Below are 20435 nucleotides of genomic sequence, written 5' to 3'. Positions count from 1 at the left end.
GCTTTTTTAGTGGCGTGGCTTCAACAATAATTACCCTTGCTATGCAACGGCGCTTATTCCCTGTATTCCCATAAAAATTAGTTCAGAATTTAAATCAATTAAATTTAAATTTTGATAAATATTTGGCACATCTTTTTTAATCAAGATCATAGTCTCTAACCCCTTCTCTTTCATATTGGCGATCGCCTGTTTAATTTTGGGAAGATTAATCAAAACTTGTTGACCATCTAAATTTAGCATCCAGTCACAACGCTCTAGCACCCGATCCACCATGCTTCTGATATAAATAACATGATGACGATGCGAATTCTTTTTGAGAGTAGGAGTGAGATCATGCAGAGTTGCCATCCCGTTAAATTCAGCGATCGCGATCGCATCTAAACGTGGCATAGAAGCCGATAGTTGTGATGGCTCTAGCCCAGCTTTGTAAGCAAGTGCAATCATCGCCGCTTCATTAAAATCACCGATCGCTTGCCATTGTTTATTTTGATTAACTAGCTGTGAGTTGTTGCAGAGTAACCCTGCGATCAAACATTCTTCTAACCCTGATAATAACCAAGGATCAATCGGCTGGCGATCGTAATAAATATTTCCATGCGGGTTATAGCCCACACCACTAACAAGAAAAGATTGCCCATCAACAAAGATTGTTTTCACGATCTTTTGCTTTTGTGTTAACTGTGATTGCCGTAAACCTACTTCATCTAATTGCATCACTCCACCCGTAGTGGTTTCCAAATATTTTAAGTAAAAACTCAACAAAAACATCCAAATAATTTTTAAAAAGCCTTGTAAAGTAAGGCTTTTTAAAAATTATTTGATGATGCGTTACGTTGCACTAACGCATCCTACAAATTTAACCTTCCTACTTATAGATTTACGCACTCACCAATCCTAAAGACAGTTGCTTTGCAGACTGTGAGACTCTATTTTTGGCAATTAAAGACTCATAGAGAAGATGAATTTTTTCCGCAACTGCGCTTTGACTATAATGGGAATGCGATCGCCTCGCACCTGCTGCTCCCATTATTTGAGCAGACTGAGGATCATTCAATAACTTAGCGATCGCCTCTGCCAAAGCTTCAGGATTGCGGATTGGCACTAAAAGCCCAGTTTCGCCATCTAGCACCGTTTCCTGCAATCCGCCGACTTTGCTGGCAATCACCGCAGTTCCTGCTGCCATCGCCTCGATCGCCACCAAACCAAAAGGCTCGTAATAGCTAGGAATCACACACATATTTGCCGCCGCGTAATAGGCTGGCAACTCTGATTGTGCGATCGCTCCTGTGAATGTCGTTACAGCATCTAAGCCCAACTCAGTTACCAAACTGCGAATGCGTTGCTGCTCTTCCGTATCAACACCACCTTTACGACTACCACCCACTAGATAGAGTTGCCATTGATCCTTTAGTTCCGAAGGCAATTGAGCGCAGGCTCTCACCAGAGTCTCAATTCCTTTTCTCTCATCAAAGCGACCCACATAAAGAATCATCTTTTTATGTTTAGCTAATCCTAACTGTTGACGCGCTGAAGCTTGATCCACTTTAGAGAAATGGTCAATATCCACGCTACAAGGAATGATTTGAATTTGACCATGCTCTGATACTAATTCGCGCAGATCATTCTTTTCCTGTGGACTAGTTGCAATTACACAGTCAGTTTGCTCTAGACAAGCCCATTCCACTCCTAGGCGAGAAAGTGCAATCTCTGGCAATGCATTCATCGCCTTGTACTTCACCGCTCCCACGGAGTGATAAGTATGCACCTGTGGAATGTTTAGACGCGATCGCAGTTGCATTCCTACCCAACCAGACAGCCAATAATTAGAATGGATAAGATCGTAGATGAGTCCATTCTGCTTTTGAAAATCGAGCCAAGCTTCTACAAATTCTGGCAGATAGGGAAACAAGTCGTCACGGTGAATAAACTCTGTGGGACCAGCCGTGAGGCGAATTGTTCGACATCCATTGGCATGTTGAATAATTGCAGGTTGATCGGCATCTTCGCGACGGGTGAACATATCCACTTGACAGCCGCGTTTTGCTAAGGATAAACCTAAGGATTTAACGTAGAGATTTTGACCACCTGCACCGTCCTTACCAAGTTGTGCAGAAGGATCTCCATGTACCGAAATTAAAGCGTAACGGTGCTGAGGAACAATGGGGGTAGATAGACTTCGCTCCAAGATTTCAGTTTCCCAATTGGGCAGCCTAAATAGTTTGCTAGTCATAACCACATTTTGATTAACGATGTGATTGAAGATAGTTTTCGCTTAGTTAGGAAACTGAGGTTAAAACGGGGATAATTCGGGAGAAAAACAAACATGCTGCGAAGCAGCATGTTTGTTAAACTCTTCTCAAAACGAATAGATTACCTTCATTGCCTCTACCAATTCGCAGATCTTGATCGAGATAAGTTGTCTCTAGCCAGCCCTTCTGATCTTCCCGCTTAATTTGGAAATCGATCGCCAATAACTTCTTAGGCGATCGCAAAGTATCGATAAAACTATTCACATCCTGATAACCCATAAAAGTTTGCGAACCAGCTACTAATCGCTCAAAATTAACCTTAACTCGCTTGTCAGAAACAACCGTAAAGTTTGCACAAACACTTACTAAACCACTTAGTAAAGGTAACCCCTTAATCTCCGCCACATTAAAAATCTTTCCTTCCGATACACGCAAACATTGATAGATGTTGCCTAGCTTATATAATGGAAAGCGATCAATTCCCAAAAGCTCTTGACTAGTCGTAAATAGCAATAACCAATTGCCATCCAATAACTCAGGTGTTTGTGTTGGCGTAGGTGTGGGATTGAGTTCTTCGAGATAAGCAACTGCTGAAAAAATCATTTTACGCTGATTTTCGGTCATTTGTAAGCCGCGATTCACAGGTGCGATCGCATTAATTAGATTTGCTTTGCGAGTATTGCTAGTCATGACTTAATTCTATCGCGATCGCACTCAGCGAATATTGGATTTGAATATAGGTTGAGAAAAATTAAAATTAAAAGACGATATTTTAGATAGCATATTGTATTAAGTGGGTAAGATAATGTAAGCTGTTCTCGCATATTGATTTATCAATATATGCAATAAGTTTTAGGTATACAATCTAAATCTTGTGTGAGATACACGTTCGCTAGTAAGTTTATCCAGTCATAATTCCATCGTTAAGATAGAAAAACCTGAATAAATATCATTTGATTTGAATAGCTATGCAAGATAGCTACTATCTAGGAGAGGCTCCTAGACATCTTGTATTGTATTCAAATAGTTTCTTGTAGGCTGATTCTATTGTTTGTAAATATATTGCTGAATTTCGATTTGATTAATCGAAGTCTAGGATATTTCTGTCAAATTTTAGTTAAAAATCAACTGCTGAATCAATTACTGATAGATCGCTGCTGTCAAAAACTGGTAGTTATTAACCATCACCTGATAACGAAATACATCATTGCTTTTTTAGTGAGGAAAATTAGCCTTTATGCGTAACCATAGTAAAAATAATAGCTCAAAGTCTTCATTCTATCGGTTGATAGCAGCGACATTGACAATGGGTGGGGTGTCATTATTAATGCCTCTAATTGCCTCAGCACAGCTAACCCCTGCTAACACGCAAATCCTAAACAGAGCTACAGGTACTTACGAGGACCCAAACAACCCTGGTGTACCGATTAACACCACCTCAAATGAAGTCACAGCTACAGTGGCTGAAGTTGCTGGTCTTACTAACACCCCTGCTGGGCTACTTGATATTAATGGTGGTAGTGTCACAACTAATGATGCAGTTGACTACGCTTTCTTAATTACTAACGTCGGTAACGATCCTACGGCTGTCTACATCCCCGCACCGACAATTGTTGGTGGAACTCTTGGTACAACTGCTGGCAATGCTGGCGCATTAGCTAAAGCTGGGCTGGTTGTCACCGAAATCAATGGCATTGTCCTGACGACACCTGTAGCTGTCCCCGCAAGTGGTTTGACTACAGATGCTGTGTTCATAGCTGCGGTTATCGCGGCTGGCGGTCCTCCTGGATTTAATGGAAGCATTCCTGCTAATGGCACAATCAGGGTAGTAGTGCCTGTGACTGTCACCGAAACTGTGGCAGGCAACCCAGTCTCAGTCAGATTGGGAAATACTGGTGCTAACGACAACAGCGCAGGCACTCAAAATCAGCCTGATACAGGCGCAGAACCTCCAGCCGTTGGGGCTGATCCTGCGACTGGGGCAGATGAAGTTCGTACTGTCAACGTTGGTGCAGGTACACCTGTTAACGGTGTTCGTGAAGCGGCAGCTTTCACGACAGTGCCTTTGGCGACAGCAGTTAATAACGTTGCATTAGCCACAGTCCTGAAGACTCGCGTTGCTTATGCTGCTGGAACTGCCGCACTCACCGATGACCAACTTACTTATCGTTTAGATTTGAGGGTTGAGAATACCCCTCCCGCTGTTGGCATTACTCCCGCGCCATTACTACCTACACGTATCACTCTTAATGGCGTTTCTGATGCTACTACTGATAGAATTTTAATCTCTGATGCAATTCCTGCTCAGACTACTCTAGATAATACTTTTGGAGCTGCCACCGTAACCATTGGTGGAGTTACTTGGACAAGGGTTTATAGCACAGTAGCCACTGCTACTGGACCTCTAGCCGTAGGGCAAAACTGGCAAACTGGTGCTGTCCCTGCTGCTGGTGTGACCCGAATTGGTTATGTTGCCGTTGGTCCTTTACCAGCAGGAACCACGACAGTGGCAGATGCCACTGGCTTCCAATTCCGCGTAATTACAACTGGTGTCGCCGCTCTTCCTGTCACTATTGCCAACATTGCTCAAGTATTTGGTCAATCTACGGCTGGTCCGATCAGTCCGACCAATCCTCTAGTTTATGACGAGTCTGGTGACCAGAATCCAAATAACTATGAAGCAGGTGTACCCCCAGCTCCAATCACCACACCCGCAACTTCTCCCACTGGTGTTTCTGACCCCGCCAACGGTACTGACCCGATCGGTGATACCACCAGCAACAACCAAGGTACTGGTCTTGGTGGTGAAAACAACGTCTTTACAATCAATCCCGCTGGGATTATCTTGAATGGCCCTCCAGGAGTACCTGGCGCTCTTGGTCCAGATGGAACGGCTCAAACTGACTTTGTCAACAAGTCGGCAACCGATGTTCCTCCTAATGTTCTCCCCGGAAGCACATACGATCCAGCGGCGATTACATTTACCAATACGGTTCAAAACCCTGCGACCAACACCAATCAGTTGGACAATGTGACTTTGGAGCCAATTTCGGCAACATTGGCGGCTCAAGCTGTGAATAATACAGCAGCACCTACACCAGCCCAAATCCAAGCCTATGATTTAACCAACCTCGCCAATCACGCAGCTTTGCCGAATGGCACAATTGTGAGAATTTCCTTTGGTGGTCGTACTGCTCTTTATACGCTCACTGCTGGTAGTTTCGTTCTGACATCCAGTGGTGCAAATGCTGCTGGTACAGGAGACGCTGTCGCAGCACCGATCATTATCCCTACCATCGCAGTAGGAGTCTCTCAACTCTATACAGTTATAGTCGATCTTCCTGCTGGTGCTGTGGTCACAACTGGTTACTCTGTACCAATCGTTTCTTATGTAAATAGTAATATTGCCGACGGAACAACATTCAAAACTAATGGAACTGTACTAGGTCAAGACAATCCATTCAACATCAAGATGGATCGTGTATACACAGGCTACTTGAATCTCGTCAAGGCTTCTCAAATCCTCCAAGGAACAGGTCCTGCAGTATTGCCTGCAGACGCGATTTTAAATGGTAATCCTAAAACTCCTGCACCAGGCAATATTATCCTGTATCAGATTACCTACAGCAACATTTCCACTCCTGCATCTGGTATCGGAAATGTGATCTTGAATGCGAACAACATCGTCATTACCGAAGATGGTGCGGCTGGTACTAACAACTGGGCTACTACTACTTTCAACGTGGCTAGTACGGCAGCGGATGCTACTGCTGGCGCGGTGATCACCTTCTTTAATGGGGCTACACCTACGACGACTACAGATGTGAATGTCACCAGATATCTCGACAGCATTCCAACGATAGCACCAGGTGCTAATGGAGTCTTTACATTCCAACGTCGTGTTAGATAGATAACTGTATCTTGAATTTAGATTTTGGGAAGGACTTTGTACTTCTCAAAATCTAAATTTCTACTTTTGATTTTTATAAGTCAGGTGATCCAAATGAAACCTATAAATATAATCGGCTTGGGCGCGATCGCACTCTTGTCTTCCATTTCTTTTGCTGCGGTAATGCCCAGCTTAGCTAGCTTGCAAAATAGCGATCCTGCGATCGCTCAAACGGCTAAGCAAGAATCCCCAGTGCAACTAAAACTTGCTGCTGAACGGCAATCAATTGTTGCCACAGCTTCTGGGCGCGTCGATTGGAAGCCGATGCCCACTGATGCCTTACTCCGCCCAGGGGAAACCATTCGCTATGTTGTGACTGCTAGCAATACTAGCGATCGGCAAATCAAAAAATTAGTCGTCAATCAACCGATTCCCAAAGGGTCTGTTTATGTCTTAGGTTCAGCAACTCTACCAAACATAGAAGGTGCAAAATTAGACTACAGCATTGACGGCGGTAAAACTTACACTGACAAGCCCACAATTCGAGTCAAGTTGGAAAGTGGGGAAATTGTTACCCGTCCTGCACCTGAGAGTATGTATACCAACATCCGATGGAGATTTGGTGATAACTTTTCTGCGAAAACAGTTGCCTACGCAACCTACCAAGTTCGCATTCGCTAAATACACTTTAGAGTAGGACAACATAAATTCGCCTACTCTAAAGCCTAGATTCCGTCTCTGCAAAGATTTACAGGGCTTAAGGTTAACTGTTGAAGATGAAGACTCGAAATTGTGCAATAAAACAGAATTTTCTGCGAAACAGTTTAAGCCTTACTGCGATATTTCTGCTTGGCTCTTCTCAAGTATGTGAGTTTAGTTTGGCACAGCCAGCCGCCACACCAATTCGGAATACTGCTACATTCACTTACACTGATATTGCTTCAGGAGCAGTTTTTCAGGGTGTTTCTGCACAACTTCAAGTATCGGCAGCAGCAGCAATCCCCCCCCTAATCGATCCGTTTGGTAGCTTGACCTCCTGTGATGGCGGTCTATTAGCAGATTACACAGGATTTAGCGTGGGCTTGTATGAATTACTAAACTCAACTGGCGATATTGGCTTACCCGTTTCACTAACCGCTACAGTACCGCCTAAAACAAAACAAGCTGTTGGTATAAGTCCAAATTTCTATAACTCTAATCCTTTTGTCTTGGTCAATAGCGATCAGGGGCGATTCAACTTTTTGCTGGATGTCGGTCGTGGACAAGTTGATGTGGGGAGAGAGTACATTTTAGCTGTGAAGCCACCAGCAAACTCGGCACTTGCCGAACGACGGGTCAGAATTACAATTACTGCACGCAATGGTAATGTTGCTAGCTATACAGCGACTTCTTTAGATGGCGAACCGATCTCTGCTACGAGTGAAGCTACCTCTGTAAATGGAGTTATTAATATCTCTAATGCTGAAACTGTAGGTTTGAGTTTAGCTGTGGCAGTCAATAATATCAATATCGCGACCTGTGAAGCTCAAGCAATTCAACTTTTAAAAACAGGCGATCGCGCCGCTGCTGAACCAGGCGATATTGTTGTTTATCGCTTAAATGCTAAGAATCTATCAACTACGGTTATTAATAACCCCGAAATTCGCGATGATTTACCACTAGGCTTCCAATATGTCGATGGTTCAGTTCGTGCTGAGCTTGGTGGGAATGCAGTTAATGTGACCGTAGAACGGAATGGTAGAAGCTTGACTTTCCGTCCCAATGTTGCACTCCCTATAGCGGCTGATAATATTCCCCTGAATATTGTCTATGCTGCACAGGTCACCAATGATGCGATTCGTGGGAATGGGATTAACCGAGCCTCTATATCAGGTACTCGTACTGATAATAGACGCATCGTTCGTACTGGTCCTGTATCACATTTGATGCGGATTCGTCCAGGGATCTTGTCCGATTGTGGAACCTTAGTTGGACGAGTATTTGTCGATAAAAACTTTGATGGTGAACAACAACCAGGTGAGCCGGGTGTACCGAATGCGGTGATTTATATGGATGATGGTAATCGGATTGTCACTGATGCGAATGGACTGTACTCTCTCAGTAATGTTCTGTCTGGCAGTCGTACTTTGGCGATCGACTTAACTTCTGTTTCAGGATACACACTCGCACCAAATTTATATTTTATTGAGCGCAATAGTCAATCGCGTTTAGTCAGGCTTGCTCCTGGGGGATTAGGGCGTGTCAACTTTGCGGTTACCCCTACGGCTCGTGGTATTAGCGATACAATTCAGGAAGGTACAAAGTAATGAAAAACACTTCTGCACCTCTTGTAAAGTTAGGGATTTTGGTTTTGCCGCAGGTTTTGATGTTGCTGACAACATCAATGGTCAAAGCAGAGTCAATTGCTGATGTCAAAAATGATCCAGAAGTTCAGCAGGAAGAAAACTTAACCAGTCAAACGGATCATCAGATTGCGAAAAAGCTTAATCAGAATACAAATTCTCAACGCCTAGAGAAATCCTCAGCGCCTGAACAAGTTCCTAGCAATGTCAAGACTTCTGAGCCTGTTGCTGATACTCCAAAAATTGCTGACACAGTTAATCCAACAGCTAATCCAACTGCGGATTTATCTAATACCCCATCACCGCGCATCGTTATTCTTTCGCCTACGGTTGGCGCTGTTTTAGATGCGCCTGCGGCGACCGTAGTGATCCAGATGCCAAGCAATGTCAAGATTGAGCTTTTGGTGAATGGGAAAGCTGTTGATCCTAGTTCGATTGGGCGATCGGAATTAGATGAAACTAATAAAACCATTACGCAAACATGGTACGGCGTACCTTTGCAAGCAGGTAACAACCAAATCACGGCAAGAGCGATCGGCTCCGAATCAGCTTCTAGTTCCATCAATCTAAAAGTTCGCGGCGCTCCTACCAAATTAGTCGTTAGTACATTAGAGTCAAAGATTCCTGCGGATGGTCGTTCCTATGTAACAGTTGATGGACAATTAGTTGATGAAGATGGCAATCGCTCCAACTGGGATGCTTTAGTCACCTTAGAAGCCAGTGAAGGCGAATTTATCGGTACTGATGCTTCGCCAGAACAGCCAGGTTTTCAGGTCGAAGCCAAACAAGGAAAGTTTTCCACTCAGTTGCGATCGGGTTTGAAGACAGGAACAGTCACGATCCGAGCGCTCAATGCTCAAATGGAAGCTTTTACGCAAGTTCAGTTTGAGGCTGATCTGCGACCTTCTTTGGTGACTGGGGTAATTGATCTGCGAGTTGGAGCAAGAGGCACTGACTTCTATCGCAGCTTGCGTGACTTCTTGCCTGCCGATCGCGACAATCGCACTCAAGTTGACCTGTACGGAGCCGTGTTTGGGACTGGTCGTATTGGCGAATGGTTATTTACTGGTGCTTTTAATAATAGCCGTACCTTGAGTCAAGACTGTGCTGGCAACAGCAGTTTAACTGGTACAGAGAAATATTGCGACCCGCAATATCCTGTGTATGGAGATAGTTCTTCCGTAACCCAGACGACTCCATCCTATGACAGTTTGTTTTTGCGGTTTGAGCGTAACTCGCCTGTGCAGGGTGCGAGTACAGATTATTTCATGTGGGGAAATTACAACACGGAGGAGTTCGCGTCGCGATCGCAACAATTCAGTGCAATTTCTCGACAACTGCAAGGGTTTAAAGGGAACTTTAACCTAGGCGATCTGCAAATTACGGGTTTTTATAGTAACGTTGGCAAAGGCTTTCAGCGCGACACGATCGCCCCGAACGGCACAAGTGGCACTTACTTTCTCTCAAAACGCCTGTTGATTAATGGTAGTGAGAATGTAACTATCGAGTTAATTGATTTCTTTAGCGCAGGGACAGTGGTTGCACGCCAAGAGCTAATCCGTGGCAAAGATTACGATATTAACTATGACAATGGCTCGATTTTATTTCGGCAGCCATTATTGCAGACCGAGCTAGGTGATGCTGGACAACTCTTGCGTCGCCAAATAGTTGTTACTTATCAGAATGAGCAAATCGGCGGTGATAGCAGTCTCTATGGTGGACAACTGCGTTATCATCTCAACCGTAGCCAAAGTCAACCTAGTTGGATTGGTGCAAATTATTTTAAAGAAAGTCTCGGCATTCGCAATTTTGTTCTCTATGGTGCGAATGCGCTCATCTCCTTTGGCGAGAAGACTCAACTGATTGCTGAATATGCCCGATCGCAAAACGATTCGGAACTCTTCGGTTATGTGAGCGGCTCAGCGATGCGCTTTGAGCTAAACAGTGAGATTGCTTCAGGTATTCTCGGTAAGCTCTATTACAGTAAAGCCGAAACAGGTTTTGCCAATAATGCCACGGTTAGTTTTGTCCCAGGACAAACTCGATATGGTGCAAATCTCAGTGCTAAAGTCAGTCCCTCAACCAGTCTCCAATTGCGCTACGACCAAGAGGATAATGTTGGCATTGCCCCACGTCCACTGACAACCCTTGCTGATTTGCTTTCCCCAAGACAAGAAGCGATTCCTGGATCGGCAGTAAATAACTCACTCCGCACGATTAGCTTGGGTGTGCAGCAAAATATTGGGGCGGCGCTGCTCAATCTCGATTTGCTATATCGCGATCGCCAAGATCGTCAATCGCCAAACTTGTTGTCGAGTAACTCTACTCAATTGCGATCGCGTCTCAGTGTGCCAATTGCTGATAATCTCCGAGTAACAGCCCAAAATGAAGTTAGCCTGACCGCAAGCTCCGATGCCGTTATTCCTGATCGCAGTGTTCTCGCACTGGATTGGACAATTGTGCAAGGTTTAACCGCCAGATTGGGGCAGCAATGGTTCCATTCAGGACCTCTAGCAGGCAATGCCATCACCAGCGCTGATTTGTTGGGAGAGTATAAACTTGGTAGCGATACAACCTTTACGGGGCGTTATTCGGTGATTGGTGGCGCGAATAATGCCGCATCTACTCAGGGTGCTTTAGGGATTAACCAACGCTGGCAAATTCTACCAGGACTACGGATGAGTTTTGGCTATGAGCATATATTTGGCAGCTTTACGACGGCAACAACTACAGGAACATCATTCTTGCAACCCTTTGCGGTTGGTCAATCCTCTAGCGCTCTAACTTTCCAAAATGGCGATAGTTATAACATCGGTGTGGAATATACCGATAATCCAGACTTCAAGGCAAGTGCTAGATTTGAGCATCGTAGCGATAATACCAGCACTAACACCGTATTTACCGCTTCGGCTCTAGGCAAGCTATCTCCAGCCTTGACCATGCTGTTTAACTATCAGCAATCTAGTGCCGCAAACCAACTAATTTCTGGGTTAGGAACGATCTCCAATCTCAAGGTCGGGCTTGCCTATCGAGATCCTGAAGATGACAAATTTAACGTTCTCTTACGTTATGAATACCGCCAAAATCCTAGTATTGTGCCAGAATCACTGCTGCTCGGTAGTGGTAGTGGCTATAACGATCATACACTTGCCCTAGAAGCAATTTACGCTCCTAATTGGCAATGGGAATTTTATGGCAAGCTTGCTTTGAGAAATAGCACTACCACGATCGCCCGTGATTTTACAGGTGTGTCGAATACCAACTTATCCCAATTTCGAGTTACCTATCGTCTTGGCTATAACGTCGAACTGGTCGGCGAAACGAGATTACTCAATCAACCAACCGCAGGTTATAGCGAACTAGGATTAGTTGGCGAAGTGGGTTATTACCTGACTCCAAATTTACGTTTAGCGGCTGGTTATAGCAGTGGTTCCGTAAATGTCGATCGCGATTTTAATGGTTCAAGATCGGCAAGTGGGCTATATGCAGGCATCACTGTGAAGTTGAACGAATTGTTTGATGGATTTGGTTTGCAAAAGACTCCTCCCCGCCAGCAACAAGATCCTGTTGAGCCTGTAGCACCTGTAGCAAAAACACCGCAACCAGAGCAGAAACTAGCGGCGGCGATTCCCTCTAGCCCTCAAATCATCAGCCTAAATGTGGCGCGATCGCTGACCTTTAAAGAGGGCAGTCAAGCTAAGAATGCAGAGTTAGCAGTATCAGATATTGCGATCCTAGAAAACTTAGCCGCAGTTTTGAAGGAATACAATAATCTCTCCATTGATATCCAAGGATATATTGGCTCACTTGCCGAGATGAATTCAGGTGATAATCTTGCGGCGAATCGCATGATGGCGGCGAGAAAGTACTTGCTAGAAAGAGGTGTGGCAAGTACGCAGATGATCTTACGCTCCTTAGGTGGTATTGCTAGCGCCGACAGTTCCACTCAAGCTAGTGCGGCCAATGCGACCCCCGTTAGTTTTGCGCTTAGTGGTCAAGCCGATGTCTTTAATGCGATCGCTACCCGTTTGCAAACGATGGCATCCAATTCGCCGACAACTGAATTTTTGCAGAGCATCTTACCTAATGCTCAATCTACTCTGCAAGCTAATGCCACACCTGTTAATCAGCCTTCTAATGTTAGTGGAGCAACTCCTAACATTTCTGTAGGTGTGGATGTTGGCAACGACGGTAAAATTGCGGACTTGAGCTATGCCACACTGGATCGGATGATTGAGCGACTGAATACCAATCCTAGCTTGATGTTTGAGATTCAGACTAGCTCAGCCTTCGGTGCTGTGTCAGGACAGGATCTAGAAACATTTAAATTACTTGCTGTCAGGAGCTATCTACTGGATAAGGGCGTAAGTTCTGATCGCATTTTATTAAGTTCTAATAGAGCCAATCAGGCAGGAAATTCTCAAGTTTATATCTCGCTGAATGTAGATGAGAGCAATATCAATATTGCGACCACCCCAACCACCCCAGCAACTTCCCAAGCAAGTGCTACCACAATTCCTGTCCCCTTGGCAACTTCGACCACTTCCACATCGCCCTTGGCGGTTTTGTTAGAAGCCGATCGCCGCTTGTCCAATTGGCTGGAAAGCGCAATTCCTGATTCTCAACTTAATCCCCAATTCAATCCAGTATTTAATACCTCTATTCAAATACCTAATCTTGAATTTAGCCCCTTGTTAACTCAATTGCCAACCGTCGATTCGTTCTTGCTAGCGATCACTCGTCCTGTCGATCCTGCTTTCCCATCGGATGATCGTGATCGCCTCTGGAGTTATGCCTTTGAAACCTCACCAACCCAACTTGTAAGTATGCTATTGGGTAATGAACTAACCGTAAATAATTCTGCGGATAGTCCAGCCAATATCAATCCTACGGATGGAGCCACCCGCCGTCTTGCCACCGCCTTTAACTTCTTGTTGACTAGTGATGGTGACACCGTAACCGCACTCCTGCGGGCGATGGGAATTAGCACTACCGAGAAAAGCGGCTTTGTGATCGATCCCGATCAACTCTCAAATCTTAAGAACTAGAGACTATGCGAAAAGTAACCAGCAAAAAATTAACAGCGACATTGATTAGTTCTATCGGGTTGATCGGTATCTCTGGTATCGCGATGGCAACGTTTAAGGCAAATGATAATATGGCGATCGCCCAAAACACTGCTCAAATCACCGCCCAAAAAACACTGCTAAATTTCCCTAAATATCAGATCACGGTTAATAGCAATCAAGATGGTGAAATCCAACCTGATCGGGAATTGACCTTGCGCGAAGCGATCGCGATCGCCAATGGCACGCTCACCCTTGAGCAACTCAGTGAGGCTGAACGCAATCAAGTAAAACCACAATTAATCGCCAGACTTGAAGGCTCACGAATTGGATTTAATTTACCTAGCGATCGCACCACGATTAAGTTACGCAAGGCTCTACCTGACATCAGTAGCCCATACCTGACCATTGACGGTACAACCCAAGCGGGCTATGACGCTAACAGTTCCTTTGCTCAAGAGCTAGCGATTCCACAGCCAATTGTGGAGATTACTCCTGATGATGGGGTAGAAATTTTCCGAGGTTTGACGATTGTTGCTGATGATGTGACGATTCGAGGTTTAAGTATCTATGGCTTTAATGCGATCGAAAGCGTCCCCACGACCACACCATCCGCCGATATTTTCATTTCCCACCAAGCACCACCGCCCGACACCACACAGCAACAGCAACCCGCCAAATTTTCTCCCTTCTATGACAGCAATCGCCCCCCTCAAGGGGTAAGACTCGAAGCTAACTGGCTCGGTATTACACCCACAGGCAAAATGCCTAAGCAACCTTCTAGTTTTGGGGTTTATCTATTTAATAGCACCGATACGCTGATTCGCCGCAACCGCATTGCTTACCACGAGGGTAGTGGCATCGTCACATCGGTGAAAGCAACAGGAACGCAGATTCTCGAAAATGCAATTACTAGTAATGGTTTTGATGGAATGCCTCACGGGATCTATCTCGAAGGTGAAATTGCCAACTTACGCATCAAGGGCAATATCCTCTGCGCTAATGATGGCAGTGGCGTTTATCTATTCAAGCCAAAAGGCGCGATCGCCATTGAAGATAATCGCATTTTGTTTAACGATCGCAGTACCAACTACGCCGCCATTTATCTCATGGGTAATGATCATCGAGTTACTAACAACCAAATTAGTAATCAACGCGGTGCAGGTGTGGCGATCGCCGCTTATCCGAAAAGCGATCGCAATTTAATTCGCAAAAATACTTTTTCGGCTCTCAAGGGCTTGAGTATTGACTTGATTTCGCAGCGCCATGTGAATACTCGCGATTTCATTACAGGTGATGGCATTAACCGCCTCCGCGATTCCCATTTTCGGCGAGTGGATACGGCTAATGGGGCGATCAATGCGCCGACTTTCCTTGCTGCTACTTTTCCCATGTTTACAGCCGATAAGGTCAATATTGACGGTAATGCTGACCCTGACACAGAAATTGATCTCTATCGCGTTACTGGCAAAATTGATCCGAATCTGCCCTATGGCTCTCTCAGTGAATATCTGACCACGGTTAAAACTGATGCTAATGGCAAATTTAGCGCATCGCTCAGTAATCTAGAAGTGGGCGATACGATTAGCGCGATCGCTACCGATCCACAGTACGGTACTTCTGAGCCAGCCTTCAATGCCAGAATCGTTAATCCTGATCTGTCGGCTCCTGAGCTTGCCAAGGTCGATGCAACTATTCCCGCCTGTACGACACCACCCCAAGTTGTGCAAGCTCCACCTCCACCCGAAGTAATTGTTTTATCTGTTCCGCGACAGATTCACTTTGCGCTAGATCGTGATGCAATTAGCCCCACCAGCGCTAAAATCCTAGATCGGATCGCTGATGTATTAAAGCAATATCCCACAATTATGATTACCCTCGCAGGACATACTGACCCTAGGGCAAGTGATACCTATAACCGTGAACTGGGCTTTAGGCGATCGCGTGCAGTGCGTAATTACCTAATGCGACAGGGTATTGCCTCTGAACGCATGACCGTGCGATCGCTGGGTGAAACGCAACGCGCTTCACAGGGTAATCAAGTTACTGACTATGCCCGCGATCGGCGAGTCGAGATTGAATTTACCGATGTGCGTGATGTCGAGATTCGCTTTGAATCACAACAGGAAGATTTGCAATTGGAATAATGATTATTCTTTGAGTGATTCTTTTTCTTAATTGACAGCTAGTAAAAGTATGTGGAGTGCGAAAGTAATGTTTGCCAAAATCAAAAAAACGATTAGAAAAGTTATCCGAAGATCGTTAAACACAAAGCAACAGTCAATAAATTTATTCCATATATGGCAATCAAGTTCTTTAAATAGGAACTTGGTTAAACGGTTAATCAAAAAATTAAATAGCGATCGCTTAACTCGTTTCTTAATTTCTACATTATTAGCATTTATATTTACACTTCAAGCCACAGGTATCATTGGGGGGATACAACCTGCACACTCAGAAGGCAGTTTTCAGCTTGGACCTAGTCCCTCAAATCAAAGTAGACAAGCCTTATTTGAATATAGTGCTGTTTATGATGACCCTACTGGCTCGACTACCAATATCCGTGATCGAAACCGTCCTATTTATGTGGACATTAGAGACGCTAATGAAATCATCAATATCAGTGCTTGTGGCAACGCTTGGACAGATGACTGGGAAGCAGATGTTTACTACGTCGGTCCTCAGCCTTCACCAGACAGTGCTGCCTATAGCTTTAATGGCACACTTGCTTCCTATCCTCCTGCCTCTGGCACATTAGTTTTTGGACAAGCGGGATTAGCCGCTAACACTGATACTAATTTCAGAGGACAGGGTACTTTTGGGAATGGTACAAATGTCGCAAATAACAGCGATTGTTATGCCTATAGCCGTTTAACCACGGCGGACATGGACTTAACAACTCCTGCACCGCCTTTTACCACTGATGGTAGCGCCATTAGAGTCCCAGCCAGCTCAGGTCCTGGCGTTTATGAAATTCGTTTGCAAAACAGAACTCAAAATACAGCCTCATCAGGTGACAATAATACTGTTTTTCGTCAATTTGATATTTCAGTCACCAATACGGTGAGTCCAACAGCCAGAATACCTGCTGTCCCCAATCCTCAAATTTCACAAGGGCGTGTTTGGTCTTACGTTTGGGCTTTTAATGGGAAAGGATTTACCGCTAACGAATCTACCGACCAAAATTTTTATGTTGTTGTTCCAGGTGGTAGTCCAGGGACAAACTTTGTTTGGCAACTAGACTTAAATGACTTTGCTGGATTTGTTTATGAATTAGTAGCAAATAACCGAGGTGTTGACTCGCCAAATAGTGGGGGCACTAATGTTCGAGGCTTAAGCGTTCCGATTTCAGGTAACAGTGTTACTCCACAATACAGAATGTATCTTGAGTACCCCGATCAAACCTTTGTTAACCCAACGGTAGGACCTACTATCACCAATTTAAGATTTGAAGATAGCGCTGGAGAAGATAACACATTTACTCCAGGAGGTACTACTGGAATCCAAGACTCAGGATTCTTTCGATTCACCTCCAGTCTTCCAGGTACTTATGAAATTATCGTTGATACCAATCAAGATGGCATTTATGGATCAGGAGATGTTCAGTTAAGAGGCGATACAGATGCTGTGGGCAATGTTTCCGCTCTTTGGAATGGTAGAAATAATGCTGGTGTAATCGTACCTCAAGGAACTTATAATGCTCAAGTCAAAGCGATCGTTGGAGAATACCACTTTGTTGCGGGAGATGTAGAAACTAGTGGTCCCGGCACTGGTTTAACAATCAACCAAGCGACAACTCCATCTTCAACCGCAAATACTCTAGTGTATTGGGATGACCAAACAATTCTAGGCGCAACAGGTACAACCACATTACCTAGTGGAGTATCTGGTGGTCGGCACACTTGGGGAACTACTTCTAGTGGTGGTGGACAAGGAGCTAATGATAATAGTTGGGGCGATCGCAGATATATTGATACATTTGTCTATGGAAGTTTTGCTGTAGGTACAATTCCAGCAATTATTGCTGATGGTGACGCTAATGACTATGGTGATGCACCAGATACCTATGGTACTGATAGAATTAATAGCACTACTGAAGGTGTAGGAGCTAGCCACATTCTTAGTACTACCGTCAGGTTAGGCACTGCTCTTACTGATCAAGATACTAATGGTCAGCCTAATGCTGCTGCTAATGGCGATGACACTAATGGTGTTGCACCTGATGATGAAGATGGAGTTACTAGCTTTAACTCTTTAAGAACTACTGATACTACTTATACAGTTACAGTAAGAGTACAGAATACTCCAGGAGTAGCTGCTCCTGCTTATTTAGGAGGCTGGATTGACTTCAACCGCAATGGTCGATTCGAGGCAAGTGAAGGTATCGTCCAGACTATACCTAATGGAACCAATGGCAACGTCAACATCAATTGGACTGGATTGGGTGCATTAGGATTAACCGAAGGTAACACCTATGCACGTTTTCGGATTAACAACGATCCTTTAACTACCAGTGACTTTATCGGCGGTAAGAGAAATGGAGAAGTAGAAGACTATGCTTTAACCATCATTGGCGCAACTTATCCTCTAGACTATGGAGATGCTCCTGATGCAACAGTGGGTGTGGGGATAGGAAATTACAACACCACCAGTGCCGATAGTGGAGCGTCGCATCTGATTAACACTAACTTGAGATTAGGCAATACTCCTGATGCTGATAATGGCACATTGCAAAGTGTGGCGGCTGATGCTGATGACAGCACCAATACAGGTGTAGCAGATGACGAAGATGGTGTTACTCTACCGACTCCGAATACCTTGACCACTGCAAGTACTAGCTACAGTGCAACAGTTAACGTTACTAATAGTATTGGTACTCCAGCTACTTTAGTTGGCTGGATTGACTTTGACAAAGATGGGCTTTTTGAAGCCACTGAAGCTCAAACAGCAACAGTCGCCGACAATAGCAATGGTACTAACGTTATTCTTACGTGGTCAGGGTTAAGTGGATTGACGGCAGGTAATACTTACGCACGGTTCCGCATCAGTAATGGAACTTTAACCACTTCCACGCCTACAGGCTTAATCGGTAGTGGTGAAGTTGAAGATTATCTGGTTACGATTAATCCCGTTGACTATGGTGATGCTCCTGATGACACTGCGGCAGTTGCTACTGGTAACTATCAAACTACCACAGCTAATGGAGGAGCCAGTCATATTATTGTCAATACTCTCAGAATTGGTGCGGCTACCGATGCTGATAACGGTACGTTACAAAACGCGAATGCCGATCTTGATGATACAACAGGTATCGATGATGAAGATGGTGTCACCTTACCTGCGATCACCGCTAGTACAACCTCTTACACAGCTACCATCAACGTTACCAATACCGCAGCCCCAGCTTATTTAGTTGGTTGGATTGACTTTAATCGAAATGGTCAGTTTGAAGTTACTGAAGGTAGAGCCTATGACTCAGACTTAGGTACAGCAGGTATTCAGCCGATCGCTATTAGTCCTACCGCTCAAGATTTGCCGCTCCAATGGACGGGGATTTCTGGCTTAACTGCTGGCGATATTCTCTATGCACACTTCCGTCTAAGTGATAGTGCCACCTTGACTACTGCTACTCCCGATGGATTAATTGGTAACGGTGAAGTTGAAGACTATCGACTAGTTGTGACTAATGCAATTGACTATGGTGATGCACCAGATACAGGTGCAGGTATAGGACAGGATAACTATGAAACTCTTAGTGCTAGCGGTGGTGCAAGTCATACAATTATCGCTAATCTTAGGTTAGGGGCAATTGATCCTGATGCTGATAGTGGCTTATTACAAAATGTGGCGGCTAATGCTGACGACACCAACGGTGTTGATGATGAAGATGGTATTGCCACTTTCCCCGCCCTAACAACATCTAGCACATCCTACTCAGTCACAGTTAATGTCTTTAATAACACTGGAGTTAACAGACCTTTAGTAGGATGGGTTGACTTTAATCGAAATGGTAATTTTGAGACGACTGAAGCTCAAACTGTATCTGTACCAAGTAGCGCGATCGCCCAAAATATTGTCCTTAACTGGACAGGCATAACTGTACCTACTGTGGGTAATACCTACGCTCGTTTCCGTATTAGTGATGGCGCTTTGACTACTGCGACACCTAATGGAGCTGTGGGCAATGGTGAAGTTGAAGATTACCAAATCATTATTACTAATGCTGGTGTGCCAGGGCTTAATCTAGTGAAAAGGATTACAGCAATTAACAGCACTCCCATTACTGGATTTGTGGATGGTGCAAATACAGCCACATCTAATGATAATGATACCAATTGGCCCACAGCTAATACCCAATATTTAAGAGGTGCGATCGACTGTACTACAGCATCCCCTTGCAATGGTGGGACGATTTCAAGTGTTGCTCCTGGAGGATTAATAGAATACACAATTTACTTCCTGTCTAATGGCGCAACCGCTGCAAGAAATGTACAGTTATGCGATCTCATCCCCGCGAATACGATTTTCCAACCTGATACCTATGGATCTGGTAATGGAATTCTGCTGGGTTGGAATACTACAGGTGGAGTATTGCCTTTACCCGATCCTGCAAATTCGACTTTAGGCGCAGGTAAAGTTGCACTCAACAATGTGCCAGATGCAGATGCAGGTCAATTCATAGCGGCAAATGTATCGGTAACTAATGCTCCTGTGCCTTGTAACGATGGAAGTACAAATCCCGACGGTGCACTCTTAGTCCGACTTGGTGCAGCTACCAATGTCCCTAATGCTACAGGATCAGGTACTCCTACTAATTCCTATGGGTTCATCCGTTTTCAGGTGAGAGTTAAATGATGGAGATAGTATGAACCTGTACAATCTCTGTTAG

General features: G+C 44.6%; 9 protein-coding genes. 6 read left to right on the top strand and 3 right to left on the bottom strand.

What is annotated here, in order from left to right:
• Positions 1–39: 39 nt before the first annotated feature.
• From B9G53_RS16145 to B9G53_RS16135, 3 genes are all read right to left on the bottom strand, one after another.
• The gene (locus B9G53_RS16145) at positions 40–738 is read right to left on the bottom strand and encodes a hypothetical protein (RefSeq protein WP_176453245.1); all 699 of its coding nucleotides are present in this window, start codon (positions 736–738) and stop codon (positions 40–42) included.
• 139 nt (positions 739–877) lie between these two features.
• Entirely contained in the window at positions 878–2230 is a 1353-nt protein-coding gene (locus tag B9G53_RS16140; protein WP_094534160.1) for a glycosyltransferase family 1 protein, read from the bottom strand.
• Between the two features lie 115 nt (positions 2231–2345).
• The gene (locus B9G53_RS16135; RefSeq protein ID WP_094534072.1) at positions 2346–2939 is read right to left on the bottom strand and encodes a PAP/fibrillin family protein; all 594 of its coding nucleotides are present in this window, start codon (positions 2937–2939) and stop codon (positions 2346–2348) included.
• A gap of 547 nt (positions 2940–3486) precedes the next feature.
• Between B9G53_RS16135 and B9G53_RS16130 the strand changes: the two genes are divergently transcribed.
• The 6 genes from B9G53_RS16130 (at position 3487) to B9G53_RS16105 (ending at position 20401) form a co-directional block, all read left to right on the top strand.
• Entirely contained in the window at positions 3487–6159 is a 2673-nt protein-coding gene (locus B9G53_RS16130) for a hypothetical protein (protein WP_094534070.1), read from the top strand.
• A 93-nt stretch (positions 6160–6252) separates the two neighbouring features.
• The gene (locus B9G53_RS16125) at positions 6253–6819 is read left to right on the top strand and encodes a DUF11 domain-containing protein (RefSeq protein ID WP_094534068.1); all 567 of its coding nucleotides are present in this window, start codon (positions 6253–6255) and stop codon (positions 6817–6819) included.
• Positions 6820–7016: 197 nt separating this feature from the next.
• Positions 7017–8444 carry a hypothetical protein gene (locus B9G53_RS16120; protein WP_254923684.1) on the top strand — a complete coding sequence of 476 codons (1428 nt, stop codon included), beginning with the start codon at positions 7017–7019 and terminating at the stop codon, positions 8442–8444.
• Positions 8444–13528, top strand: coding sequence for an OmpA family protein (locus B9G53_RS16115; protein WP_094534064.1), 5085 nt, complete (start codon positions 8444–8446; stop codon positions 13526–13528). The genes B9G53_RS16120 and B9G53_RS16115 overlap by 1 nt, the downstream gene beginning before the upstream one ends.
• Positions 13529–13533: 5 nt before the next feature.
• Positions 13534–15693, top strand: coding sequence for an OmpA family protein (locus B9G53_RS16110; RefSeq protein WP_094534062.1), 2160 nt, complete (start codon positions 13534–13536; stop codon positions 15691–15693).
• Positions 15694–15874: 181 nt separating this feature from the next.
• Positions 15875–20401, top strand: a complete 4527-nt coding sequence (locus B9G53_RS16105; protein ID WP_176453244.1) for a GEVED domain-containing protein — start codon at positions 15875–15877, stop codon at positions 20399–20401.
• Positions 20402–20435 lie beyond the last annotated feature (34 nt).

Source organism: Pseudanabaena sp. SR411 (genome assembly GCF_002251945.1).
In the GTDB taxonomy this organism is placed as follows: domain Bacteria; phylum Cyanobacteriota; class Cyanobacteriia; order Pseudanabaenales; family Pseudanabaenaceae; genus Pseudanabaena.
Note: the sequence above shows the minus strand (reverse complement) of the source record. Positions and strands in the feature narration are given on the sequence as shown.